Source organism: Ferruginibacter sp. SUN106 (genome assembly GCF_050611765.1).
GTDB lineage: Bacteria > Bacteroidota > Bacteroidia > Chitinophagales > Chitinophagaceae > Ferruginibacter.
On the sequence record NZ_JBODJC010000001.1, the window covers coordinates 1,209,637 to 1,231,466 of the forward strand.

The 21,830-nt window shown below is 37.6% G+C and carries 25 protein-coding genes; 7 read left to right on the forward strand and 18 right to left on the reverse strand.

Going from position 1 to position 21,830, the window contains the following annotated elements; translation table 11 throughout:
• Both ACQ334_RS04905 and ACQ334_RS04910 read right to left on the reverse strand, forming a co-directional pair.
• Window positions 1-411, reverse strand: a complete 411-nt coding sequence (locus tag ACQ334_RS04905; RefSeq protein WP_430987051.1) for a hypothetical protein — start codon at window positions 409-411, stop codon at window positions 1-3.
• Window positions 412-458: 47 nt separating this feature from the next.
• Window positions 459-1,025 (reverse strand): RNA polymerase sigma factor, encoded by a 567-nt coding sequence (locus ACQ334_RS04910; RefSeq protein WP_430987052.1) that lies wholly within the window; start codon window positions 1,023-1,025, stop codon window positions 459-461.
• Between the two features lie 82 nt (window positions 1,026-1,107).
• Between ACQ334_RS04910 and ACQ334_RS04915 the strand changes: the two genes are divergently transcribed.
• Window positions 1,108-1,854, forward strand: coding sequence for an NlpC/P60 family protein (locus ACQ334_RS04915; RefSeq protein WP_430987053.1), 747 nt, complete (start codon window positions 1,108-1,110; stop codon window positions 1,852-1,854).
• A gap of 20 nt (window positions 1,855-1,874) precedes the next feature.
• On the opposite strand, the gene ACQ334_RS04920 is transcribed toward ACQ334_RS04915, so the two are convergent.
• From ACQ334_RS04920 to ACQ334_RS04970, 11 genes are all read right to left on the reverse strand, one after another.
• A complete protein-coding gene (locus ACQ334_RS04920; RefSeq protein ID WP_430987054.1) occupies window positions 1,875-2,336 on the reverse strand; it encodes a sulfite exporter TauE/SafE family protein in 462 nt (153 codons plus the stop codon).
• Window positions 2,333-2,872, reverse strand: a complete 540-nt coding sequence (locus tag ACQ334_RS04925; RefSeq protein ID WP_430987055.1) for an inorganic diphosphatase — start codon at window positions 2,870-2,872, stop codon at window positions 2,333-2,335. Before ACQ334_RS04925 ends, ACQ334_RS04920 begins: the two co-directional genes overlap by 4 nt.
• A gap of 44 nt (window positions 2,873-2,916) precedes the next feature.
• Window positions 2,917-3,288, reverse strand: coding sequence for a fluoride efflux transporter CrcB (gene crcB, locus ACQ334_RS04930; RefSeq protein WP_430987056.1), 372 nt, complete (start codon window positions 3,286-3,288; stop codon window positions 2,917-2,919).
• 6 nt (window positions 3,289-3,294) lie between these two features.
• Window positions 3,295-3,702 carry a hypothetical protein gene (locus ACQ334_RS04935; protein ID WP_430987057.1) on the reverse strand — a complete coding sequence of 136 codons (408 nt, stop codon included), beginning with the start codon at window positions 3,700-3,702 and terminating at the stop codon, window positions 3,295-3,297.
• 85 nt (window positions 3,703-3,787) lie between these two features.
• Complete coding sequence (locus ACQ334_RS04940) at window positions 3,788-4,396, reverse strand: hypothetical protein (protein WP_430987058.1); 609 nt, start codon at window positions 4,394-4,396, stop codon at window positions 3,788-3,790.
• 61 nt (window positions 4,397-4,457) lie between these two features.
• Window positions 4,458-5,102, reverse strand: coding sequence for a YiiX/YebB-like N1pC/P60 family cysteine hydrolase (locus ACQ334_RS04945; protein ID WP_430987059.1), 645 nt, complete (start codon window positions 5,100-5,102; stop codon window positions 4,458-4,460).
• 58 nt (window positions 5,103-5,160) lie between these two features.
• On the reverse strand, window positions 5,161-6,141 hold the full coding sequence (locus ACQ334_RS04950; RefSeq protein ID WP_430987060.1) for a PhoH family protein: 981 nt from the start codon (window positions 6,139-6,141) through the stop codon (window positions 5,161-5,163).
• Window positions 6,142-6,414: 273 nt separating this feature from the next.
• On the reverse strand, window positions 6,415-7,365 hold the full coding sequence (locus ACQ334_RS04955; RefSeq protein ID WP_430987061.1) for a hypothetical protein: 951 nt from the start codon (window positions 7,363-7,365) through the stop codon (window positions 6,415-6,417).
• Between the two features lie 30 nt (window positions 7,366-7,395).
• Window positions 7,396-8,103, reverse strand: a complete 708-nt coding sequence (locus tag ACQ334_RS04960) for a hypothetical protein (RefSeq protein WP_430987062.1) — start codon at window positions 8,101-8,103, stop codon at window positions 7,396-7,398.
• A 280-nt stretch (window positions 8,104-8,383) separates the two neighbouring features.
• The gene (locus ACQ334_RS04965; protein ID WP_430987063.1) at window positions 8,384-9,571 is read right to left on the reverse strand and encodes a transglutaminase domain-containing protein; all 1,188 of its coding nucleotides are present in this window, start codon (window positions 9,569-9,571) and stop codon (window positions 8,384-8,386) included.
• A 70-nt stretch (window positions 9,572-9,641) separates the two neighbouring features.
• Window positions 9,642-12,143, reverse strand: a complete 2,502-nt coding sequence (locus ACQ334_RS04970) for a TonB-dependent receptor (protein WP_430987064.1) — start codon at window positions 12,141-12,143, stop codon at window positions 9,642-9,644.
• Between the two features lie 175 nt (window positions 12,144-12,318).
• Here ACQ334_RS04970 and ACQ334_RS04975 point away from each other — a divergent pair, with 175 nt between their 5' ends.
• A complete protein-coding gene (locus tag ACQ334_RS04975; RefSeq protein ID WP_430987065.1) occupies window positions 12,319-13,215 on the forward strand; it encodes a hypothetical protein in 897 nt (298 codons plus the stop codon).
• Here the strand turns inward: ACQ334_RS04975 and rpe are convergent.
• Together rpe and ACQ334_RS04985 are read right to left on the reverse strand one after the other, a co-directional pair.
• Window positions 13,208-13,855 (reverse strand): ribulose-phosphate 3-epimerase, encoded by a 648-nt coding sequence (rpe, locus tag ACQ334_RS04980; RefSeq protein WP_430987066.1) that lies wholly within the window; start codon window positions 13,853-13,855, stop codon window positions 13,208-13,210. The genes ACQ334_RS04975 and rpe overlap by 8 nt on opposite strands.
• Window positions 13,856-13,959: 104 nt before the next feature.
• Complete coding sequence (locus ACQ334_RS04985; protein WP_430987067.1) at window positions 13,960-14,757, reverse strand: tetratricopeptide repeat protein; 798 nt, start codon at window positions 14,755-14,757, stop codon at window positions 13,960-13,962.
• Between the two features lie 106 nt (window positions 14,758-14,863).
• Between ACQ334_RS04985 and ACQ334_RS04990 the strand changes: the two genes are divergently transcribed.
• Window positions 14,864-16,000 (forward strand): TolB family protein, encoded by a 1,137-nt coding sequence (locus ACQ334_RS04990; RefSeq protein WP_430987068.1) that lies wholly within the window; start codon window positions 14,864-14,866, stop codon window positions 15,998-16,000.
• Window positions 16,001-16,054: 54 nt separating this feature from the next.
• A complete protein-coding gene (locus ACQ334_RS04995; RefSeq protein WP_430987069.1) occupies window positions 16,055-16,816 on the forward strand; it encodes a M12 family metallo-peptidase in 762 nt (253 codons plus the stop codon).
• Between the two features lie 9 nt (window positions 16,817-16,825).
• Here ACQ334_RS04995 and ACQ334_RS05000 read toward each other — a convergent pair whose 3' ends face one another.
• Genes ACQ334_RS05000 through ACQ334_RS05010 form a run of 3 tightly spaced genes read right to left on the reverse strand, consistent with a single transcriptional unit; the run spans window position 16,826 to window position 18,174 of the window.
• Window positions 16,826-17,191, reverse strand: coding sequence for a glyoxalase superfamily protein (locus ACQ334_RS05000; protein ID WP_430987070.1), 366 nt, complete (start codon window positions 17,189-17,191; stop codon window positions 16,826-16,828).
• 20 nt (window positions 17,192-17,211) lie between these two features.
• On the reverse strand, window positions 17,212-17,739 hold the full coding sequence (locus ACQ334_RS05005; RefSeq protein ID WP_430987071.1) for a metallophosphoesterase family protein: 528 nt from the start codon (window positions 17,737-17,739) through the stop codon (window positions 17,212-17,214).
• Between the two features lie 3 nt (window positions 17,740-17,742).
• A complete protein-coding gene (locus tag ACQ334_RS05010) occupies window positions 17,743-18,174 on the reverse strand; it encodes an NUDIX hydrolase (RefSeq protein ID WP_430987072.1) in 432 nt (143 codons plus the stop codon).
• Window positions 18,175-18,348: 174 nt separating this feature from the next.
• Here ACQ334_RS05010 and ACQ334_RS05015 point away from each other — a divergent pair, with 174 nt between their 5' ends.
• From ACQ334_RS05015 to ACQ334_RS05025, 3 genes are all read left to right on the forward strand, one after another.
• On the forward strand, window positions 18,349-19,506 hold the full coding sequence (locus ACQ334_RS05015; protein ID WP_430987073.1) for a homogentisate 1,2-dioxygenase: 1,158 nt from the start codon (window positions 18,349-18,351) through the stop codon (window positions 19,504-19,506).
• A 403-nt stretch (window positions 19,507-19,909) separates the two neighbouring features.
• Entirely contained in the window at window positions 19,910-20,527 is a 618-nt protein-coding gene (locus ACQ334_RS05020) for a TetR/AcrR family transcriptional regulator (RefSeq protein ID WP_430987074.1), read from the forward strand.
• A 33-nt stretch (window positions 20,528-20,560) separates the two neighbouring features.
• Entirely contained in the window at window positions 20,561-21,823 is a 1,263-nt protein-coding gene (locus ACQ334_RS05025) for a TolC family protein (RefSeq protein ID WP_430987075.1), read from the forward strand.
• Window positions 21,824-21,830: the final 7 nt, after the last annotated feature.

The following is a 21,830-nucleotide window of genomic DNA, read 5'->3' on the forward strand; positions in this document are numbered from 1 at the left end:
TTACTCTGTTTTTAGTTGCTGCGTACTGGCAGGTTTTTGAGGAAGGCGTTGGTGATCCATTCTCTTTTTTATTATCACATAACAAACAATAGTTAGTATCAATAAAAGTATAATAGTAAAATAGACCCAGGGCTGATCTTTTATTTTACGTTTTTCCCTGCGGTCTTTCTTTTTAGCAATTTGCTTCTGTAATTCCCTGTTTAATTGCTCCACAGAAAGCGGCAGCTTTTTTACATTGTCAAATTCAGCTAATCCTTCAACAGCATCATTAATAAAATCATCTTCGGCCATCATTTTTTCCAACTCATGCGTATCCTGTTTTGATAACTGCTGACTGAGATAATCCATCAGCTTTTGATTATCAATATCTTTATTACTGTTGTTCAATATGTTTTTCAGATCATCGCTCATTTATTATAAAATCGCTTTCATTTATTTATTTTTCACCATTTACAGTCTCACGCTTCACGCTTTCTTTCCATCAATAATTTTAAATTCCGTTTCCCGTTTTGAATATGGCTTTTTACCTGCATTAACGAATATTGAGTCTGGTCGGTAATTTCCTGGTAACTTTTCTTCTCAAGATAAAACAAAGTTATGCATAGTTGCTGCTCTTTGTTCAGTTGCAACAGCGCTTCTGCCATATTGGTAAGGGCCTTGTCTTTTTCAATATAATTATTTTTATCCGTTGTTTCATCCGGCGTAGCCATTAATTGGTCATTTATTTCGGCTGTATATTTTCCTTTGTCCCTCAGTTTCATCAGGCAATGGTTTTTAGCCACCATATATATCCAGCTCTTAAAATACTCCACTTTATACTTGTGCAGTTCATTGATAGCTTTTAAAAAAACCTGTTGCACACTGTCTTTCGCTTCTTCTTCATTTTTTAAATATTTCATGCATACACCCAGTAGCAGCATAGTATAGCGCTGCAACAATATACCCAGCCACTCATTATCGTGGTCGGTATAAAACCGTTGCAACAGTTCGTTGTCGTCAATATGTTGGTATTTGGCCGGGCTCAAAACTTTTACAGTAAGTTATAGTAGTAATAAGATGTAAACATAGTATAATTTCCATAATTTAGATTGAAGCAAAATTGTTTTTATGATGTATGCCATTTGTTGTGTGCCTGTGGCTCATGTACGCATGATGCCCGATCACCGTAGTGAAATGAAAAGCCAGTTACTGTTTGGCGAAAAAGTAACTGTAGATAACAGTGATATCAAAGGATGGATAAAAATTACCTGCAAAGCAGATGGTTATGATGGCTGGTGCCAGCCGGGGCAACTCAGGGAAATTGATGCAGTACAATATGAGGATAGTGCTATTGTTTTAGCAGCAGATTGGTTAAACGAGATCGGCTACGATGATAAAGCCATGTTTATTCCTTTGGGAAGTTTGTTATCAGTAAAAGAGAAAGACATAAAATTTTCAGGTAGAACATTTGATCCGGCAACTGCACAAACTGACGAAATATTCATCCGGCAAATTGCGTTTAAATTTTTGAGTACAGCTTACTTATGGGGTGGCCGTTCTGTTTTTGGTATTGACTGCAGCGGTTTTGCGCAGGCCGTGTATAAGTTTTTAAATATCCCTTTGTTACGTGATGCCCACCTGCAGGCAACACAGGGAGAAGCAGTTGGATTTTTACAGGAGGTCCGTTGCGGCGACCTTGCTTTTTTTGATGATGAGGAGGGGCAGATCGTTCATGTAGGCATTCTATTAAATGAACATGAGATCATACATGCTTCAACTAAAGTGCGTATTGATAAAATAGATAATGAAGGCATTGTAAATACCTCCACAGGAGAACGGACACATCACTTAAGGATCATCAAAAGATATTTTTGACCTGCCTGCCGATTGGCAGGTCAGCCGTCGTTCTTAATTGTTTTTGTTTGCTCTGTATTTTGTACAGTGGTGCTACTCTCTGCTTTTTTAGGCTTATCCAAAAAAAGCATTTTGATAGCTATAACTATCATCAGGATAGCAAATATTTTTTTAGATGTTTCCTGCGAAATGTTCAATGCAATCTTACTACCTAATAATCCGCCCACAATAAAACCAATAGAAAGATAACCCACTACTTTCATATCGATATGGCCTTGTTTATAATATTGCAAAACGCCTAAAATACCCACGGGCAAAAGTAATACGCCTAACGAAGTGCCTTGCGCTGCTTTCTGGCTAAAGCCAATAAAATACACCAGTGCCGGAACAATAATGATACCACCACCTACTCCAACCAATCCACTTAGTGTGCCGGCCGCAATCCCGATCAGTATAATGATGAGAATAGTTTGCATCTCCATGTTATTTTTTTTTAGGGTCATTTAGGATATTTTTCTTTGTAATAATCGATAGCTTCATTAATGATCTTATAGGCAGCATCTTTATGCTGAAATTCATCAATCTCCACTATTTTATTTTCGAGTACTTTATAATTCTCAAAATAATTTTTTAATACTGCGGTAAAGTGTTTAGGTAATTCATCCACATCAGTGATATAATTTACTGCAGGGTCGTGCGTAGCTACAGCAATGATCTTATCATCTTTTTCGCCATTATCAATCATCTGCATATTGCCAATAACAGTAGCTTCTACCAAACAAAGCGGTTGAATACTTTCACTGCACATTACCAGTATATCCAATGGATCACCATCATGCCCTAATGTTTGCGGAATAAAACCATAGTTGATAGGGTAGTGGAAGGAAGAGTAAATGATACGGTCAAGAATCAGTAAGCCTGTTTTTTTATCAATTTCATATTTGGCCTTGCTGCCTTGCGAAATTTCGATAAGGCCGTTTACGATATGAGGAGATTTGTCTCCGTAATGAGCGCCATGCCAGGGGTGAAGTACGTACATGTTTATTTTAGATTTATGATTTTAGATTTCGGATTTTAATACTGCTATTTGTTATTTGTTACTAAACTGAAACCAAGCCATGCTGCCGCAATGCCTGCGATAATGCTGATTACAATATAAAGTAAAGCCAGTAAATATTTTTCGTTTTGTAAGAGTACTACATTTTCGGCGGAAAATGCAGAGAATGTGGTAAAGCCACCACAAAGGCCTGTGGCTAAAAATAATTTCCAGTTGTTTAAAAATGCTTCGTCTTTTAAACTAAAGGCCAGCACCAAGCCAATAATAAAACTGCCGGCAATGTTTATGGTGAGTGTTGCAAACGGAAAAGATTTAAAGCTGATCAGCAATGAGGTAGCATAACGCAGCATAGAACCCAACGCACCACCCAATCCTACTAAAAGAAAATTTTTAAGCATTACTGATCACTGTTTTTCTGCAAAAGTATATTTGAAATCAATCAGCCATTTGCCACCAGCCCATACCAGTTTTAAATTATTCTTAGCTTCTTTTTTGTAGGTGTTGGTATAATCTACAAGGTGTATGGAATCGCTTTCAGGCTTAATTTCATTGATGATGATATCTGCTGCTTTATATTTTTCCAGCTCTGCATTATCTTTAGTTTGATACTGGTGTTTAAAACTTTCAAAATACTGTTGGTTAGATTCATCTTTAAGCAGGTATTTTTCTGCCGTGGTAAAATCATTATCCAATACGGCCCTTATAAAAGTAGTGGCCACTTCGGTATCTGTAACCGGCTCTTTTTTAGCGGCAGGGGTACAGGCGAATAAAGCAACTGCCAGTACAAATGAATAAAATATTGTCTTAATCATAATTAAAGTTAAACATCTTTCGGTTAAGGCAAATAAAAAAGCACCTCCATTTTGGAGATGCTTTTAATACTATCAATTTTTTGTATTACTGTTGTTTTTGTGCTTCCTGCATTTTTTTCACCGCTTCCTGCATTTGCTTCATAGCTTCAGGATTTTTTTCCTGGATCTCTTTCAATTTATCCATTCCTTCTTTCATCTTATTAGCTAAAGAATCCGGGTTCATTTCTTTTAATTTTTCCAAACCATTTTGTGCAGAATCAATCATGTCGTTAGTGTTCATGCCTTTTTCTTTCATTTTGTCGGTACCCATCTGCATTAATGATGCTTTATCAAATGCTACTTTCCAGTTGCCGCTTTCTTTCTTTAAAATAAAATTAGTGGTTTCGCCACTGGATTTATCCTTAACTGCAACTGTAGCTTTGTCGCCTTCAATTTTGGTTTCTCCAAATTCCATCTTCTCTTTGTCGTACTTATCCATGTCCTTATTGTCTTTGTTCATTTGCATGCCCATTTCAATCATGCTGAACATAGCTTCACTATCCTTAGTGGCTAATTTTTTGGCAGCGGTAAAATCTTTTTTGCTTAACGCTTCAAAAAAAGACATTAAAACAGTTTTGGGGTCGCCACCGCCAGAATTACAACTAACAAAGAGTAAAGATGTAGTTACTGCAACAGCTAATAACATTTTTTTCATAAAAAGTATTTTTAGTTTATTTAGGTTTCAAAATTAGTTTTATTTTCCATGTTTCAAAGTATTATTGGTATAAAATCTTTTTTTGTTCTTTGCACAGTGGTTGCAGAAAGAGATCATCCACGCCAATAAACTCAAATTTGCCAATATGGCTGGTGGTAAACTGTAATTTACCATTGCAACCCAACAGGTAAGATTTATACACAAATTCGGCGCAATACATACGGTCGCTGGTTTGCAGATCAAATTTCATATCAAACATAACGCCTAACCGGTAAAGCTGATGTACCGATTCAACCAGGTTTTTAATATCATCAGGGGCAAGCGAATACCTGTAAATACCAATGCCCCTGTTACTGTATGGTTCTGCAAAATTGTCAAATACATCCCTGCGTATTTTCTGATCGGGGTTCCATTCGCCGCCTAGTGCATGATAAACAAATACCGTATCGTTTTCAATGCTTGCAATACCGCAATGCGAATAGGTTTTATCTCTTTGATTAAGGCTGCGTAAACTTTCGCTGGTAAAATCACTACCGGTTCTTACCACCAGGTCGCCGGTTTTAATTAAAGGCCTGGCAGAATCAATTTTTATAAATGCCCTTTCAATCCGCTTTACTTCTTTTAAAGAATCCGATTTGCTAACAACATAATTTTTATAGTTGCTGGTATTTCCGCAGGAGCAGCATAAAAAAATGAGGCAGCTCATCAGCCACCTCATTATATCCGAAAGGTTAGTATTTTTTACAAGAGTCATTCAGCCAAAACTACAAACTCTTTTTTGGTTCATCTACTTTACCATCATCTTTATTGTAAGCTTTGATGATAGATTTTACCAGGCGGTGCCTTACCACATCTTCTTCATCCAGTTCGATATGTGCAATGCCCTCGATATTTTTTAAGATACGGGTGGCTTTAAACAAACCGCTCTGTTGGTTTTTAGGCAGATCTATCTGTGTAGGATCGCCGGTGATAATAGCTTTTGCATTTGGCCCGATACGGGTTAGGAACATTTTTATCTGCAGGTCGTTCGTATTCTGTGCTTCATCCAGGATGATGAATGCATTATCTAAAGTACGACCCCTCATATACGCCAGCGGGGCTATCTCGATGGTACGTGTTGTCATGTAATAACCTAACTTGTCGGCAGGTATCATGTCATCTAACGCATCATACAAAGGCCTTAAGTATGGATCGATCTTTTCTTTCAGATCACCAGGCAAAAAGCCAAGGCTTTCGCCAGCTTCAACAGCAGGCCTTGTTAAGATGATCTTCTTAACCAATTTATTTTTTAATGCCCTTACTGCTAATGCTACAGCAGTATACGTTTTACCGGTACCTGCGGGCCCGATTGCAAAAAGAATATCATTCTTGTCGCAGGCTTCCACCATCCGTTTCTGATTGCTGGTACGTGCCCTTACAGTTTTACCATTGGGGCCAAATACCAATACATCATTAGGATTGCGGTCCATAAAATTGTCAATCACTTTTTCATCATCGCCGCCCAGTATCTGTTCAAAATAATTGGCGCTCATGTGGCCGTTACGTTCAAGGTATTGCAAGATGAGATCAATTTTTTCTCTTGCGCCTTCAATTTGTTCGGGAGCGCCGCTCAATTTAATTTGTGTACCACGGCTGAGAATTTTTACAAGGGGAAACTTCTTTTTTAAGATGTCTAACTTTCCGTTGTTTACGCCAAAGAATTCAATGGGGTTAACGGTTTCGAGGTTAATGATCGTCTCTGTCAAAGGTTTTCAGTTTTACGCACTGTTTCTGTTGTTGTGAAAAACCAACCAAACATAGCAGCACTTAGTTTACAATTAAATATTGTGTTGGTACTTCTAAACTTGCTTTTCAAATTTAACGAATAACAATTAATACATTGCAAAATAACTTATCAACAGAATGTTAATTAAATAACGAAAAGAAAATGGGTTTGGTATGCGGAGATTGAAAATAGATTGCAATGATCTGAAGCGACCGAAACTGTTTTGTATGTAGCAACAAGCAAAATATTTTGTTTACGGATTTGCTTCGCATCTCTTTTTAATTACTTCTAAGATCATGGTGTTAAAGTCATCAAGTATAAAGTTTGCCCACCACTTACTGTATCCATTTAAATTTGTAGTAACCCTGTATGTACAGGTTAAAGTTACTTTGCTTTTCGCCTCACTTATCTTTTCAACCTGGTAACTGCCTTCTGTAACACCAAAATATTTTCCTCCAATCATTACGTGTTCATCAAGTGTTGTTGGCGGAATAGATTTTGGGTCAACATTGATATCATAAGAAAAACTATTCCCTTCATCCCAGCTTTTAATTTTCTCTTCAAAGCGTATTCCTTTTTCCCAGGTGATACTTCTTATGCCGCCAATTCCTTCTTTATCAAGTTGTCCGTTTAGTGGTTTGGGAATGCCAATGAAATGAATAAAGTGTGGCGTTATTTCTGAAGACTTAATGGCTCTTACATTTTTTACATTTTGCCAGACAACAGTTTTACCTGCATTAATTTCTATACTTGTTTTTACCGTGTGAAACTGGTCAGAAGGTTGAAGGTTTGTTTCAATGGCTAGTACCAGGAAAGGCAATAGTAACACGGTATAAAGTTTGGTGCCTTTACCTTCATTCTTTAACTTGATAAGCCTGAAAATAAATGCACCCAATGTGCCCAGTAATAAAAATGGCCCTACAATAATTACCAGGCAGATCATTCCTTCAAAACCACTGATAAAACATAAAAAGAAAAAAGTAATTACAATGCCCCAGGGTAACAATAAATAAGTTTTGTAGGATTGCAGTTGTTCTTTGGTAGAAAATAAAACCGGGATGGCACCAAGAACTACAGGTAAAATAAAGATATAGCCTACAGAAACATTTTTATGACTTGACGTTACAAGCAGCATTGCAAGAAAAGCATACACTACTCCTGCACTTAAGCCAATTAATAAAGTCCTGAGTTTTGAAGGTTTCAAGTTGTTGTATTTGATCTGTTATTATCCAGGTTATTTTAATTCTAATGTTTTTAAAAGCAATGGCTCTTTCTTTTTCATCAGCAGCAATAATTTTTTTAAAGCATGCTCACCATCTGCCATTTCGTATTTAAATTTAGTGTTGCCTAAACCTGTGGACTTAAATGTAGCATTGGTAAAATTAATTTTTGTAACGCTATACCTATGCTCAGAAAAATGTGATTCATCTTCTTTAAAATTCCAGATGCCTTCCAGTTTAATGATCTCGTTGTCACTGCTGAAATAGAGTAAGGACAATTCATCAAAATTATACACCGGTACAAGTTTAACAGTATCATTTCTGCTGGCAATTTCAAAACAGCTGCCATTATAACCAGAACCACCGCCATTGAAAATGACTTCTAAAAAAAGCTTGCCGGTACTATTAAGCTTATCGTTGTTGATCTTAAAAAGCCGGTATTCGTTCTGGTCAAAGTATTGTTGCAATAGTACTTTATTTTTATCAGCAGTAGTTATCGATAAAGCAAGCTCTTTTTTAGTGCTTTCATCTGCATCAGATTTTCTAGCAACCCGAATGTTGAATATGTTGGTGTCAATCATTACATTTTTGAAAACCGAGTCTGTTTTGTAATGTTTGGCATCAGCAAAATCTGCTTTGCCGGCAATTTTTGTTTGGGCATTGCAAATGTTTATTGTAGAGAAGAAAAAGAGCGAATAAAATATTCTTAAATTTAATTTCATTATTACTTGTTTTGTCTTATAAATGTACCATCCATTTCAATTTCCCTGATCATGATTATTCCATCTGCGCTCATTTCAGGTAAATCGTCCTTATCTTTTACAAACAGTAACCAACTGAATTATCAACTATTCCACCAATTAAAAATTTACACAGTTACCTAATTCATAGCTACCTGTTGATACCGGAGCGATAAATAGTTTTCGATAATCTGCTACGTAAATAATCTTTTATTCTTAATATTTTTTTTACAAAAGTCAACTTAAAGCATGTAAAGAATTCCTAGTTCAACGGCCTGCCAAATAAAGTGATTTTCTTTTCATAAAACATTGATTTACGTTTTGATTTACTCTTACTTAAATATTCAGCTAACCATTGCTGCTGTTCTTTTAATTGGATAGAGGCATCATCAATGGATTTGTTAAGTTGTATCATCACTGCATTGATATCTGCACGGGGATTAACGATCTGGCTTAATTTTTCTTTTGCCGCTTTAAGTTTGGTGTCAACCGTATCCAGCATTTGTTGTATTTCAGCATCGGGCTTTAGCGGAGTAAATTGCTTATTAAAATATTGGCTGTATGCATTGAATGCATTTATGCTTTCATTATAATCTGCTGCAGCAACATTGTACAATTCCACCACTTTATTTTGCCTGTAATTTTCTACCTCCAGTTTAATGTGTTGCAACCTGTCAAAAAGCAAAGAATTTTTAAGCCCGTTTTTTTCTATTCTTGCTGCTGCCGATACTAATTGTTCAATATGCTCTTGTTTTTCATAAAGGCTTATTGAATCATTGAAATTGAAAAATGGTTTCGCTTTATTTTGCAAAATATTCCCCTCGTAAAACTCCTGGTTGGTAACAGGGTAATTTAAACATTGCCATAATGGATCAAAAGGCATGTGCGATTTGATAAGTACCGCAGGATTGGCTTTGTAATACCCATTGTTGATCTGCTTAAAAAATTTTCTATTGCTTACATAACCCGAACCCCAGGTTGGATCGAACATAAACCAGGTGCTGTCAATTAATGCTATGCACCAGGCATGTGGTATATAATCGGTAAAACCATTTTGTTTGGTATATCCTTCTACAACAAAAGATTTTATTCCCGATTTTTGACAAATATCATTGAACAAAGCTGCATAATTTTCGCAGATACCTTTCCTGTTTTTTAATGCCTTATCTATTTTGTCATTAGTGTTTTCATAAAAATTCAAGGCAAACATATTTTCAATATCGTATTGAATACTGGTAGCCACCCAGATAAAAATGGCCCTGCTTTTTTCCTTGTCTGTTTTAAAGTTGGCTGTTATATAATTTGCAATACTTTGGGTGGTTGCTGATGAAGAGTCGGGGAGTTCTAGTGCTTTTTTGTCGATTACGGCAAATTCATTTACAGCAACTTTTTGCGCTGTAAGTAGGTGTACAAAAAAAATTAAAGTTATAATAAGCAAAAACCGTTTCATTGCAGTTAAGGGTGGTTAAAATTTAATAGGCAATAGTAGTTATGCACTGTAGTATATTGATTGCTGTTTCTTAAAACCTCGCCACAATTTTAAAATTCACCAACCTTGGTGTTAACCGGTTAGGAATGCTGTAAATATTATTCGCAAAATCTTTTATCAGCTGATAAGAGATCGTATTAGGCCGGTCAATTAAATTAAACACTTCAAAGCTGGCCCAGATATTTTCAAAATCTTTAAAAGGGCTGTGGCTGCGGCGTTTACTTTTTTCACTCAGCAACTGTGCACTAAAACCAATGTCTATCCTGATGTACGGATCGATGATCAATGCATTGCGGTACTTCACACTATTAGGAATATTGTAACTCATGTTGCTGCCGTATAGCATGTTTAAATGCACTTTAAAATTTTTGTTGGTGGGCAGGTAATCCTCCATGTATAAACCCACAGTTATCAAACGATCGGTAGGTCGGCGCACCCAGCCCACTTCATTTTTAATACTGTCCACCGGCACCTGGTCGGTACTTTTGGCGTTGATGATTTCACCGGCGGCATTTTTATACTGGTAATAATAATCGTTGTTTAAATTTTCTTTGGTACGCATAAAGCCAATGCTCAGCCAGCTTTCGGCATCTTTCACTAGTTCACCAAACAATCTTGCTTCCACACCTGTGGCATAGGCTTTAGCATCGTTATTGCCGGCGTAGCGGATCTTTACATTATCCACATCATATACATCCACATCAGTGATACTTTTGTAATACGCTTCTGTAGTAAGGCGGAAAGGGCGTGACTCGGATCCTTTAAAACTATAATCCATCCCCGCAACTACCTGGTAACTTTTTTGTGCTTTTACATTCGTGTTTAAGGTACCGTTATATTTTCTCAGTTCCCTGTAAAAAGGCGGCTGATCGTAAACACCGGCAGCAAATTTCAGCAACACATCTTTTTTCCATTGCGGTTTAAAGCTCAGTTGCATACGGGGACTTACTAAAAATTCTTTATTTAGCGAATTGTAATTGTAACGGATACCGGCTTGTAAACTGATATCTTTTTTGTTGTTACCCAAACGTATATTGTCCTGTACATAACCACTGAATTTCTGTATGGACAGATCAGCAGTAGAATTTAATACCTTAAACAAATTTAAGTTGGCCGGATTGTAGGGTAAAGAATAACCGGCACTATCCTGGTATTCCCATTCTCTTAATTTATCGTTGATATTGGTTTGTTCAATACTGTTGCCAAACTGGATAAAGTGTTTGCCTTTGTCAATGCTGCCTTTAAGGCTGGCATTATACACCGCAATGTCTAAAGTATTTCTGCCATAGTTTTGGTAGTAACCTGCACCCAACGGATTAATGATCTGCCCGAAAGTACTGCTGCTGTTATCAAAATCCCTGTCGCCAAAAAGATAAGCACCGGCAATATCAAAATTCTCATTCTCTTTATCTTCAAAGCGGCTAAGCATCCACTTTAGTTTTACTTTTTTGTTAGGATTGTAGAGCATGCTTAATCCCAGTAAACTGGTTTTGTAGCCATCCTGTTCTTTGCCTTCAAAATTAATATCAAGGCCGAGGTTGGCAGTAAACAAGGGCGAAAAAACAGAAGTGGTTTTTTGCGCCGACTGCGGAAACAAGGTGAACTTAGTAACAGAATAATTACCTAATAATTCCAGTTGTAATTTTTCGCTTATTTTATAAGTAATAAAAGTTTGCAGGTCGGCAGAAGAAGGAATGTAAGAACCTACCGTTTCCTGGCTGCTCAATAAATTTTTATTGCTTTTATTGCGAACGCCGAATAAATATGTGACATTCCCTTTTTTGTTAGCACCTTCTAAATGCAAGCCCTGTTCTAATAAACTTACATACACTGTGCCGCCAAATGCTTTTGGTTTTTTATATTGAATGTCCAGCACACTACTCATCTTATCACCATATTTTGCCTGGAAACCACCATTGTAAAAATTTACATTCTTCGCCATTTCAGGATTGATAAAACTTAAGCCTTCCTGCTGGCCGCTGCGGACGAGGTAAGGACGAAAAATTTCGAAATCGTTGATATAAATTAAATTTTCATCGTAGTTGCCACCACGTACACTGTATTGCGAAGTGAGTTCATTATTACTGCCTACCAATATTTTTATCAGCCCTTCCACACCACCGATGGTGCTGGGTAAAGTGAGTGCATTTTTGGGGTTGATCTTGGCAAGGCCCATTTCCTTGCGCTGGTTATCATCGGTAACAGTTATTGCTTCTAAAGTTTTGCCACCCACTTCCATAGGTATGGTGGTGGTTTCTTCTTCGTTGTTGCTGAGGTAAAAATTCTTTTGGGTTTCTTTATAACCAGAGAAAGTAAATACCAGCGCAAAGGCCTTTTCTGCAGGCACTTTAATTTTAAAGCGGCCACTGTCGTCGGTAAGGGTGCCGGTTGATTTACCCAAAATCACCACAGATACTTTTGGTAAGGGTTTATCATTTTCATCCACAACTTTGCCGGAAACGAAAGCCGTTTTCTTTTGGGCAGTGGCAGTTAAAAAAAACAGTGATAATATCAATACAAAAAATGCTCTCATACAATGAAGATAAAATATTTTTTGCTAAGGGTTGCCGCTTTGTTTTAATCCGTTTTTAATGCAGAATCACTTGTTGCAGGCGGCAATTCTTTTATTTTTTTGTTAAATTCGTTGCTTCAGCATTTTGTTGGCTTATTACAGGTTCTTATTAATATTTTTGAAAAAAAATACATTTATGAAGAGAATACTTTTTTTAGTTGGGATTTATGCAATGGTTGCAACAGGATGCGGCGATAATAGCGCTACCGATGCAGCAGGTAAAGAGAAAGGCAAAGAGGAAAAAGGAAAAGAAGCTACGGCTGCTTTAGCAGCTTCACTCACAGATATCAGCAGTTCAGCTGATGCTAAAACTTTATTAGCTCAAAACTGGGAGAATAAAGATGATGCCCAGGAAGCAGAACTTTCCGGCAACAGTGCTGCTTTTGAAATGCCATACAGGGGCTTTTCATTTTTTTCTGATGGCTCTGCAGTGGTAAATCCCCGTGATGCAATTCGCTTTGGTAAATGGACTTTGGATAACGCCGGCAAAGTAGTTACCATTACTTACACTGATGGCGGTAAAGCACAGTACACTATTGAAAAGCTTGACGGCAAAGACCTGGTGATGACAGGTGGTGCCGATAAAAAGAAGATTGAATACAGGGGTGATGGCAAAGTGCAGAAAGTGTTGACTGACGATCCTTTTTATGGTACCAATAATCAATGGCGTATTAAACCTTCAAAGGCAGAATCTGATGAAGCGATAAAGAAAAGGCTTTTGGATTGCGTTAGTTTCTACAATAAATTATTGAAAGATAAAGTAGCAAGAGCTACTACTTCACCTGCAGTATTTATAGGATTGCCTCCTGTTTTTAACTGGTACGATGGTTCAATAACTGTTACCGGTAAAGATAAACTGATGGATAAATGGGTGAATTGTTTTTATAATAAAGAGCAAGCTTATAAAGCGCAGGAAATGCTGGAAAATGTAATTGGCAAAAAATACAAATGGGATAAAACCGAAACCAACTGGTTAAAAAAAGATGGCGATGTAGTGCAGCAGATTTATGATAACCTGGCGGCGGCTAAATAGCTTTTAGTTGTGCAATCGTTGCAATAGGGTCAGCTGCTTTAAAAACAGTATTACCTGCAACCAGCACATCGGCTCCGGCATCAAGAATTGATTTTGCATTGGCAAGAGTTACGCCACCATCAATTTCAATTTTCACATTTAATGATCTTTCATCAATCATTTTACGCAATTCTTTTATCTTGGTAAGCGTGTAGGGAATGAAGGATTGTCCGCCAAAGCCAGGGTTTACGCTCATTAAACAAACGATATCAATATCTGCTAAAATATCTTTTAAACTTTCAACAGGTGTGTGTGGGTTAACCGCCACACCTGCTTTCATACCCAGTTCTTTTATCTGTTGAATATTGCGGTGCAGGTTTCTGCAGGCTTCAATATGTATGGTTAAATTATCGGCACCGGCTTTTTTAAAAGCTTCAGCATATTTTTCCGGCTCTTCAATCATTAAATGCACATCACAAACTTTGGTAGTTGCCTTTCTGAAAAATTCGATCAGCATTGGTCCAAAACTAATATTGGGCACAAAACGTCCGTCCATCACATCCAAATGAAACCAATCGGCCTGGCTTTCGTTAAGCATTTTGCATTCGGCTTCTAAGTTTAAAAAGTTAGAGGCTAATAAAGAAGGTGCGATGATGGCCATCTTGGTAATGGATAATTTAATAATGAATAATTAATAATAAACTGCAATGGCAAAGTTAGCTATAATACAAGAACACTCCAATTTGCAAACTAGGTAAGCTGCATCTATTTCACACCCAGTTTACTCAAGGCGTCTTTTGCTTCGTCGTAATCAGGGTTATATAAAATCGCTGAACGGTAACTTTCAATAGCATCGTTGGTTCTGTTGAGTTTTTCAAAACAGCGACCCATCCAGTAATAACCTTCATCAAACTTATTCTGTAATGTAACGGCTCTGTCCAGTACTTTAAGCGCTTCTTCATATTTTCCCATGTTATATAACACAATGGCTTTTTCGCTATAGGCTAGCATATAGGTATAATCCATGTTGATACAAGCATCAAAAAAACTTAAAGCTTTTTGATTATCTCCTTTCGCTTTAAAGTATAATCCTTTAATTAATAAAGCTTCTTTTTCCGAATGAGCATTTTTGCCAATAAGCAAAGCATTGGCCATCACTAGAGCATTACTGTCTTTTCTTTGTGCATATATCCATCCAAGCGACATTATATATTGAGGATCAGGGAAGATGTCGATTGCTGTCTGGTAAGATTTTATGGCATTAGCGGTATCTCCGTTTTCAAAGTAAAGTCGGCCTCTTTTATCCCAAAGTGAAGCGTTATTGCTGTCTTTGTGTATTGCATTGTTTATCTCACTTAATGCCATATCATAATTACTATTGTCATAATAATATTCTATCAATGCGTTTCTCAGCGCTATTGAATCGGGATATTTTGCAATAGCCTCCTTCATTTCTTTTTCCTGCACGGGTATTTCCTGCTTGGTAAGGGGTTGTTCTGGTGCAGCGTTGTTACAGGCTGCAAAAAAAGTAATAATGAGAAGGCCGGGGAGTATATGCTTCATAAAATGTTTGCTGGCGCAAAATTAAGCCGATACTTGTTAACGTCATTACATTTTTCTGACAATTAAAATGGGCAGAGCCTTAACTTTGCCGCATAAAATTAAATCAATGAGAAGATTTGTCTTTGCAGTAACAGTATTAATCGCCGTAACCATTATAGTGAGCTCATTTAGTCCAAAGGCTCTAACTCACGATTCACCACTCACCACTCACGCCTCATCACTCACGTCTCACTTTGAAGATACCATTCTCTTTCCCGGCGAAAAGCATTTTAAAAACCTGCAGCAACTAACTTTTGGCGGCGATAATGCAGAGGCATATTTCAGTTACGATGGCAAATGGCTTATTTTTCAACGTACCAATCCAAAAGAAGGCATCATGTGCGATGAGATGTTTGTAGGTAAGATACCGATCAAACCCGGCGAAAAGTTTGAGTATAAAAAAGTAAGTTCTGGAAAAGGAAGAACTACCTGCGGTTTCTTTACTAAAGATGGTAAACATATCATTTATGCCAGTACTCATTTAGGTGCAGATTCTTGTCCGCCTGTGCCCGACAGAAAAAAATACGGTAACAAATACATCTGGCCATTATACGATAGCTATGATATTTTTATGGCCGACCTTAATGGTAAAATTGTAAAGCAATTAACCACCAGCAAAGGTTACGATGCCGAAGCTACTTTGTCGCCTGATGGAAATAAAATGATCTACACCAGCGATAAAGATGGTGATATCGATCTTTATATTATGGACCTCAAAACGGGCAAAGAAAAACGAATTACCAATACGTTAGGCTATGATGGCGGCGCATGGTTCAGCCCCAATGGAAAGAAAATTATCTGGCGTGCAAGTCGTCCTAAAACAGATGCAGAAGTAAAAGAATATAAAGATTTTTTAGCGGAGAATTTAGTAGCTCCTACCAATATGGAAGTATTTGTGGCCAATGCAGATGGTAGTAATGTAAAGCAGGTAACTAATTTTGGTAATGCCAACTGGGCACCCAGCTATATGCATGATGGTAAGCGTATCATTTTTGCAAGCAATCATCAAAGTAAAAGAGGCTATCCATTTAATTTGTTTACTATAAACGAAGATGGAACCAACCTGGAAAAAATAACAGCAGAAAAAATATTTGATGCCTTTGCCATGTTTTCTCCCGACGGAAAGAAAATAGTGTTCTGCAGTAACCGCAATAATGGCGGCACGCATGATACCAATATTTTTGTAGCCGATTGGGTGGAATAATAAGATTTAAACCCTTGTGGCATAGTTTTCGTAGATACTTTTAAAACCCAACTTATGAAAAAACTGGTTGTAATTTCTTTACTGGCAATAATAGGAGTACATAATTTTTCCTGCAGTAAAAAAGATAGCACTTCAACAGGTTTGCCTGCTATCAACAGCGCAAATGATAAGCAGGTAGGTGCCTCAGCAAACGATTTATTAAGTGCTGCCAATTACACTTCTGTAAAAATTGAAATTCAGTATATGCCGGGCTTTGCGCCTGATGCTGCTGCAATCAATAATCTTACTGCATTTTTTAATAGCCTTATTAATAAACCTGGTGGTATTACGGTGGTACAATCACAAATTGCATCAGCTAATAAAGTAGTATTATCATTGACTGATATTGCTACGATAGAAAAAAATAACCGTACTGTTTTTACATCGGGCAACCAGCTGGGAGTATACTTTTTATATACTGATGGTACCTATACCGAAAGTGCGGTATTAGGCCTGGCTTACAGGAATACATCGATGTGCATATTAGGAAAAACAGTGCATGATAATTCCGGTTCTATTGGCCAGGCCAGTAGAACAAAATTAGAGTCTACAGTAATTGAACATGAAGCCGGGCATATTCTAGGACTGGTTGATATTGGTTCTCCCATGCAAACCAATCATAAAGATGCTGCACATGGCAACCATTGCAGTAATACCAGCTGTTTAATGTATTACTCTTCTGAAACTACAGATGTACTGGGTTTTTTAATTACAGGAACTATTCCTCTTTTAGATGCCAATTGCAAAGCAGACCTGCATGCTAATGGTGGAAAATAAAAAATTTAACTACGGGGTAATGTATTCATTAAAAGAAAGTTTGTTGCCAAACGGATCATGCATATCAATACACAGCGAACCATAAAAAGTTTTTTCAACAGTTGGGCGGTAATATTTGTAAGGCTTGCTTAGGAGCTCTGCATGAAATTTTTCAATTTCGTTGCAGGTAATAAATACCTTGCTGCCAGGTGTTGCATCGCCATGATGTTCGCTCAGGTGTAATTCAATACCATCTTTGCAAATGCCAATATAGTAAGGCATATGGGCTTCAAACTGGTGTTCAAACCCAATTTCAAATCCCAGCCAATCGATATAAAATTCTTTGGCTTTGGTCACATCAAAAATGCGGAGGACGGGAATGTTTTTTAAAAGCATGATCGTTGTTGTTTATTAAATTACTTTTTCCCTAATTCAATCACTTCGCAATCTTTCATCTCTCTTCCATCTATTACAAAACGGATCAGGGTTCTTACTTTATGCCAGCCCTGTTTACCTGCTGCGCCGGGGTTCATGTGCAGGCATTGTAATTTATCATCGTACATAATTTTTAAAATATGACTGTGGCCGCTGATGAATAATTGGGGTTGATGAATAAGAATTTCTTTTTTTGTTTCCGGATTATAGCGTGGCGGGTAACCTCCAATATGCCGCATCATTACTTTTACTTCTTCGCACATAAAAACCAATTGCTCGGGATAAATACTTCTGATGTCTTGTCCGTCGATATTGCCATAAACGCCCCGCAACACGGTCTTACGTCCCGTCTGACCGTGTTGCGGCATGGTCAGACGGGACGTCAGACCATGAGCAACCCCTTCGCCAAAATCCCCGGCATGCCACACTTCATCGCAGTTTTCAAAATGCTCAAAAACGGCATTGTCTAAAAATCCATGAGTGTCTGATATTAATCCAATACGGGTCATAATTTAATCGATCAATCCGTTTTTTTGTAATTGTTGTAAAACTAACACCGCTCCCGGAGCCTGGTGTATTTCATTTGAATAATCCGCCACAGAAAAATATTGCAGCACTGCCACTTCTGCGGATGCAGTGGGGTTGATTTTTTTGTGCAGTACAAAACAATCCTGTTCCATTATAATCCCTTTAGCTTCTCCATAAGCTGGTGCAGAAATATGCGTATAAAATTGCACATCAGTTTCGCTGATATGTACATTCATTTCTTCAAAAACTTCACGGCATAAAGCGCCAGCAGCCGTTTCTCCGCCATCAATCTTTCCACCGGGTAAATAAAAACATTGCTTTTTGCTGCTGTAAGCCAGCAACAGTTTTTTATTTTCAATATAAATAAGCCCGGCGCAAGGCAATAAGGTTATTGTTGATTTAAGATTTTGATTCATTAACTTTATGTACGATTTCAGCTCATGCCATTCTTCCGCAATTTCACATATTATATTGACAAGCGCAACTGGAAGTATATTTTTTTACTTGCCTCATTGGAACTTTGTGTCTGGTAATAATGGTTGATTCAAAAGAATTATACATTATTCATTTATTAATTATCCATTAAAAAGATGTCTCACTATTATACTTTAGGAAAAATTCCTCACAAACGCCATACACAGTTTCGTAAACCCGATGGTGGATTATACAGCGAACAATTATTCAGCACCGAAGGTTTCAGCGATGATTATTCACTACTGTACCATTGCCATCCGCCCACACAAATTATTAAAACAGAACCGCAGGTTGATGTAAGTCCGCAGGTAGCGGAAGAAAAAATGCTGCAGCACCGTTGCTTCGAAGGCTTTAATATAAAACCGGGCGGAGATTTTTTACAAAGCCGCATTCCCATTTTGGTCAACAGCGATTGCCATATTGTTTTAGCAGCGCCAGTAAAAGGCACGGGCAGTTATTTTTACAAGAACACCGATGCTGATGAAATGATCTTTGTGCATGAAGGCAGCGGTACAGTGCATACACAATACGGAGAATTGCCTTTTGGTTACGGCGATTATATTGTTTTGCCAAGAGGGACCATTTACCAGATAGAATTTGCAACAGAAAGCAACCGCTTGTTCATCGTAGAATCATTCACGCCGCTGCGTTTTCCCAAACGCTACATGAGTAAATACGGGCAACTGATGGAGCATGCACCTTTCTGCGAAAGAGATATCCGTACGCCGCAAAATTTAAAAACTATTGACGAAAAAGGTGACTTCCTTATCAAAGCGAAAAAGAAGGGCATGTTGTATGGCCTGCATTACGGTACACATCCGTTTGATGTAGTAGGATGGGATGGCTGTTGCTATCCGTACATTTTTTCTATTCGTGATTTTGAACCGATAACCGGCCGTGTGCATCAGCCGCCACCGGTGCACCAGACGTTTGAAACGAATGCATTTGTGGTGTGTTCATTTGTACCCAGATTATATGATTATCATCCGGATGCAATTCCTGCGCCATATAACCATAGCAATATCGATAGCGATGAAGTATTGTATTATGTGGATGGCGATTTTATGAGTCGCAAGAATGTAACCAGGGGAATGATCACATTGCACCCTGCAGGCATTCCGCATGGGCCACACCCGGGTGCTGTTGCAAAAAGTATTGGTGCAAAAGAAACTAAAGAACTGGCCGTGATGGTAGATACTTTCCGCCCATTACAACTTACCAAACAAGCATTGGAAATTGAGAACGGGGATTATGTAATGAGTTGGGCAGAATAAAGAAGCAGGCTTTTCAAGAGTGAGTCACCCCATAAAGGGTGGCTCACTCCGTTGAAAAAGGCATCTTAACAGATCCTCCCACTTCGGTACAAAAGCTTCTTTAATTAAATGCATTGCCTTTTACAGTTACTTGCTCTCCTCTGTTATGGGTGAGCCACCCTTTATGGGGTGACCCACCCTGTCGAAAAAGGCATCTTAACATATCTTCCCACTTCGGTACAAAAGCTTCTTGAATTAAAAGCATTGCCTTTTACAGTTACTTGCTTTCCTCTGTTATGGGTGAGCCACCCTTTATGGGGTGACCCACCCGTACCGTTCATTCAACCAAAAATACAGTTCAATAAATAAAAATTTGACGAAATGAAAATTGTTTTTACTTTTGTCAACCATTTGGTTAAACTATATGGTTAAGAAAAAGAAAGACGATACTACAGAAGAGAAAATACTGGCTGCGGCAAGAAAAGTATTTACTACAAAAGGGATGGCTGGTGCCCGGATGCAGGATATTGCAGATGAAGCCGGCATCAATAAAGCTATGCTGCATTATTACTTCCGTGATAAGGATAAACTGTTTGAAGTGATCTTTATGGAAGAAGCGAATAAGTTTTTTCCCAAGATCAATATCATTTTTGAATCGGAAGCGCCCTTGTTTGAAAAGATAGAATTATTTGTGAATGAATATATTGATGAGATGGTGGAAAATCCTTACCTGCCCTGGTTTATAATGAACGAAGCCAACCGTGATGCGGAACAGTTTTTTGCTAAGGTTTGGGCAATGACAAAAAATCCCCGTCCGATGAAATTTTTGGAACAGATTGAAAAGGAAGTGAAGAAAGGAACGATCAAAAGAGTTAACCCATTGCACTTGTTGCTGAATTTATTATCAATGACCATCTTTCCTTTTATAGCCAGGCCGATGATCATAAAGAATTTAAAAATGAGTGCGCAACAATTTGACGAGGTTATTGAACAGCGGCGAAAGGAAATACCCAAATTTATAATTGAATCGATAAAGAAATAATTTTTTTCTTATAAAATCAACCACTGGTTGTATATGAAACGGATACTATTAACACTGTTGGTTTTACCTGCGCTATTGCAGGCGCAACAACAAACGCTCAGCCTTATTAAGGCTTATGATCTTGCCACGCAAAATTATCCTTTAATAAAACAGCGTGACCTGGTTTTAAAAACCAGCAGCATTAATATCGATAATTTAAGCAAAGGATTTTTACCGCAATTCAGTGTGAGCGGGCAAGCCACTTACCAATCGGATGTTACACAGGTGAATATTCCTTTTCCGGGGATCAGCATTACACCACCATCAAAAGACCAGTATAAAATTGTGGCTGATGTTAATCAACTGATCTACGACGGAGGCGCTATCAGGGAACAAAAAAATATCCAGCAATTAAACAATGCATCTGAACAACAAAAGATTGAAGTAGAATTATACAAACTGAAAGAAAGAATTAATCAATTGTTTTTGGGTGTTTTGTATTTGGACGAACAGTTGAAACAGGTAGACCTGGTAAAAGAAGATCTGAATAACGGCATTAAAAAAACAACAGCGCAGGTGGATAACGGTGTTGCTTTCAAATCTAACCTGAATGTATTAAAAGCAGAACTGCTGAAAGCAGATCAGCGGGCAATAGAACTGCAATCTTCCCGTAAAGGTTTGATTGATGTGCTGGGTTTGTTTATCAATCAATCTTTACCCGAAAACACACAGTTAGAAAAACCAATAGTTGCATCGGCAACAATTGTAAATGATATACAAAGGCCGGAATTAAAATTTTATACAGCACAGGAAAAATTATTGAATGGCCAGTATAAATTAATTGACAGTCGTAATAAACCCAAAGCAAGTGTTTTTTTACAAAGTGGTTATGGCCGCCCCGGATTAAACCTGTTAAAAAATGAATTTGATTTTTTTTATACCACCGGTGTAAGGCTGAATTGGAATTTTGGTGGGTTGTACACAAAGAAAAATGATAAACAGTTAATTGACATCAATAAAAAAAGTATAGCGATTCAGAAAGAAACTTTTTTACTCAATACCAATACTTCTTTGCAACAACAGCAGGCAGAAGTGGATAAGCTAAAAAAATTAATTGAAAAGGATAACGAAATTATCGACCTGAGAATAAAAGTAAAAGATGCAGCAAAGGCACAATTGGAAAACAGTGTGATCACAGCTAATGATTATTTACGTGAAGTAAATGCAGAAGACCAGGCCAGGCAATCTTTAATTACACACCAGGTGCGGTTGCTGCAGGCGCAAATCAATTACCAGACTATTTCAGGAAAACAATAACCTCTTT

What these genes read in the sequence shown, in the direction of transcription:
- ACQ334_RS05010 (WP_430987072.1), bottom strand. Translation starts at nt 18,174, where the DNA reads ATGAATCAAAATCTTAAATCAACAATAACCTTATTGCCTTGCGCCGGG.
- ACQ334_RS04965 (WP_430987063.1), bottom strand. Translation starts at nt 9,571, where the DNA reads ATGAAACGGTTTTTGCTTATTATAACTTTAATTTTTTTTGTACACCTA.
- ACQ334_RS04990 (WP_430987068.1), top strand. Translation starts at nt 14,864, where the DNA reads ATGAGAAGATTTGTCTTTGCAGTAACAGTATTAATCGCCGTAACCATT.
- ACQ334_RS04925 (WP_430987055.1), bottom strand. Translation starts at nt 2,872, where the DNA reads ATGTACGTACTTCACCCCTGGCATGGCGCTCATTACGGAGACAAATCT.
- ACQ334_RS04920 (WP_430987054.1), bottom strand. Translation starts at nt 2,336, where the DNA reads ATGACCCTAAAAAAAAATAACATGGAGATGCAAACTATTCTCATCATT.
- ACQ334_RS05025 (WP_430987075.1), top strand. Translation starts at nt 20,561, where the DNA reads ATGAAACGGATACTATTAACACTGTTGGTTTTACCTGCGCTATTGCAG.
- ACQ334_RS04995 (WP_430987069.1), top strand. Translation starts at nt 16,055, where the DNA reads ATGAAAAAACTGGTTGTAATTTCTTTACTGGCAATAATAGGAGTACAT.
- crcB (WP_430987056.1), bottom strand. Translation starts at nt 3,288, where the DNA reads ATGCTTAAAAATTTTCTTTTAGTAGGATTGGGTGGTGCGTTGGGTTCT.
- ACQ334_RS04975 (WP_430987065.1), top strand. Translation starts at nt 12,319, where the DNA reads ATGAAGAGAATACTTTTTTTAGTTGGGATTTATGCAATGGTTGCAACA.
- ACQ334_RS04915 (WP_430987053.1), top strand. Translation starts at nt 1,108, where the DNA reads ATGATGTATGCCATTTGTTGTGTGCCTGTGGCTCATGTACGCATGATG.
- ACQ334_RS05000 (WP_430987070.1), bottom strand. Translation starts at nt 17,191, where the DNA reads ATGCTTTTAAAAAACATTCCCGTCCTCCGCATTTTTGATGTGACCAAA.
- ACQ334_RS05005 (WP_430987071.1), bottom strand. Translation starts at nt 17,739, where the DNA reads ATGACCCGTATTGGATTAATATCAGACACTCATGGATTTTTAGACAAT.
- ACQ334_RS04935 (WP_430987057.1), bottom strand. Translation starts at nt 3,702, where the DNA reads ATGATTAAGACAATATTTTATTCATTTGTACTGGCAGTTGCTTTATTC.
- ACQ334_RS04970 (WP_430987064.1), bottom strand. Translation starts at nt 12,143, where the DNA reads ATGAGAGCATTTTTTGTATTGATATTATCACTGTTTTTTTTAACTGCC.
- rpe (WP_430987066.1), bottom strand. Translation starts at nt 13,855, where the DNA reads ATGGCCATCATCGCACCTTCTTTATTAGCCTCTAACTTTTTAAACTTA.
- ACQ334_RS04945 (WP_430987059.1), bottom strand. Translation starts at nt 5,102, where the DNA reads ATGAGCTGCCTCATTTTTTTATGCTGCTCCTGCGGAAATACCAGCAAC.
- ACQ334_RS05020 (WP_430987074.1), top strand. Translation starts at nt 19,910, where the DNA reads ATGGTTAAGAAAAAGAAAGACGATACTACAGAAGAGAAAATACTGGCT.
- ACQ334_RS04985 (WP_430987067.1), bottom strand. Translation starts at nt 14,757, where the DNA reads ATGAAGCATATACTCCCCGGCCTTCTCATTATTACTTTTTTTGCAGCC.
- ACQ334_RS04940 (WP_430987058.1), bottom strand. Translation starts at nt 4,396, where the DNA reads ATGAAAAAAATGTTATTAGCTGTTGCAGTAACTACATCTTTACTCTTT.
- ACQ334_RS05015 (WP_430987073.1), top strand. Translation starts at nt 18,349, where the DNA reads ATGTCTCACTATTATACTTTAGGAAAAATTCCTCACAAACGCCATACA.
- ACQ334_RS04960 (WP_430987062.1), bottom strand. Translation starts at nt 8,103, where the DNA reads ATGAAATTAAATTTAAGAATATTTTATTCGCTCTTTTTCTTCTCTACA.
- ACQ334_RS04905 (WP_430987051.1), bottom strand. Translation starts at nt 411, where the DNA reads ATGAGCGATGATCTGAAAAACATATTGAACAACAGTAATAAAGATATT.